This window comes from Planktotalea sp. (assembly GCF_049680325.1).
GTDB lineage: Bacteria > Pseudomonadota > Alphaproteobacteria > Rhodobacterales > Rhodobacteraceae > Planktotalea.
The window spans coordinates 1-1,799 of the sequence record NZ_JBAUHO010000095.1; the positions used below are offsets into that span (position 1 = coordinate 1).

Annotated in this window: 1 protein-coding gene and 1 pseudogene; both read left to right on the forward strand. The window is 55.7% G+C overall.

Features of this window, described 5'->3' with window-relative positions; genetic code table 11:
* Positions 1-245 precede the first annotated feature (245 nt).
* Positions 246-1,259, forward strand: a complete 1,014-nt coding sequence (locus tag WBC85_RS04000) for a replication initiator protein A (protein WP_424433386.1) — start codon at positions 246-248, stop codon at positions 1,257-1,259.
* Positions 1,260-1,424: 165 nt separating this feature from the next.
* Positions 1,425-1,799 (forward strand): annotated as a pseudogene (locus WBC85_RS04005) (polysaccharide biosynthesis protein); the annotation flags it as partial.

Genomic DNA, 1,799 nt, shown 5'->3' on the forward strand with positions numbered 1-1,799 from the left:
TCTATAAGTCGTTCGATTTAAACATATTTTTGGGATTTCTTTAGATCATGGTGACTCTGAACCCACGATAGCGCGACTCTGAAACCACGCCAAAGCGACTCTGAACCCACGATGGCAGCGGGGCAGAATCGTAGACGCAGCCTGTGGATAACTTTAGGGTAGGTGTTAATGAAAACACGAATCCCGTGCGGGGAGACTTGTCCGCTTAACGAGACAGGCGCGCGCATGAGGCAGCAGAGCAGTTTATGGCACAGACACTTCCGGCTTTCGGGCTGGACCCTCACAGGCATCCGACGCCCGATTTCTTTCTTTGCGACATCTTTGATGCGCTGCCCAAGGATGATCTGGCGAGCATGGAACATCCGATCTTTTCGCTCTCGACGCGGCCGGACAGACGTATCCTGAACTATGTCCATAACGGCACCGAAATCACGGTGGTGCCTTCGGTCAAGGGGCTGGCGACGCTGCATGACAAAGACATCCTGATTTACTGTATTTCCCAGCTGATGGCGGCGCTGAACGCAGGGCGGGAAATTTCGCGTAAACTGACGCTGCGCGCGCATGATCTTTTGGTGGCGACAAACCGCGAAACATCCGGGGACGGCTACAAGCGTCTGCGCGAGGCCTTCGAGCGGCTTGCCGGCACGCGCATCACCACCAATCTGGAAACCGGCGGACATGAGGTGACCACCGGTTTCGGGCTGATCGAGAGCTGGCAGATTGTACGCGCCTCCAAGGGCGGGCGTATGATCTCTGTGTCTGTGGTGCTCTCGGAATGGCTGTTCCGCGCGGTGGAAAGCAAATCGGTGCTGACGCTGTCGCGCGATTATTTCCGCCTGCGCAAACCGCTGGAACGGCGCATTTACGAGCTGGCACGCAAACATTGCGGGCGCCAGAAATCATGGCGCGTCTCGGTCGAGGTGCTGCTGAAAAAATCAGGCTCTGCCAGCCCGCGCCGTGTGTTTCGCAAAATGATCCGCGATATGATCGCAGCCGATCACCTGCCGGGTTACGAGATGAGTGAAGAGGCGGGGGATATCATCCGCTTCACCGCGCGCGCATCGGTGATCGAGGACGGCGTGCAATTGCCGCCCCTTTCAAGCGATGCGTTGGAAGCCGCGCGCGCCTTGGCACCTGGTTTGGACATCTATGTGCTAGAAGCCGAGTGGCGCGCCTATTGGATGCGCTCCGGCAAGCCGCGCTTGCGCTCGGCCGATGCGGCATTTGTGGGGTTTGTGAAGGCGCGCGGGGAGGGATAGGGCGTTCTAGAGCTCTGTTGTCGGGACGTGCTTTGGCGTGTTTGTCTGCTGCGCCATGTGACTTTTCTTGTTGCTCTTTGTTGCGTATAGAGGAGGGAGTTGTGTGATATCTCTTCAAGACTTTTGTTTTGCTTATTAAAATCAGAAATTTCCTAGGATGGCGACATGCATTCATTCTTGATGAACCTTTCGCGCGGGGCAAAGCAGGGGCTTTGGCTGGTGCTGGATGCATCTCTGGTGCCTCTATGTCTGTTCGTGGCCTTTGCTCTACGCCTTGGTACGTTGACACCATTTGATTTCATGAGCTCGTCGTGGCTCTTGTTTTTGTTGCTGACCCTGGTGGGAGTGGCGACGAGCTTTGTCATCCAATTGCATCGGATCAAATTGCACGCGCTGGAACGTCATGCGGTTCAACGTATTGGACTTGCTGCGATCTTGTTGACAGTTGCAGCCATGGTCCTCAGTTATCTTCTAAGCGCTTGGGCTCCGCGCTCGGTTCCCCTGATCTTTGGAATTCTTCTGTTCTGTAGCGTCTTGGGG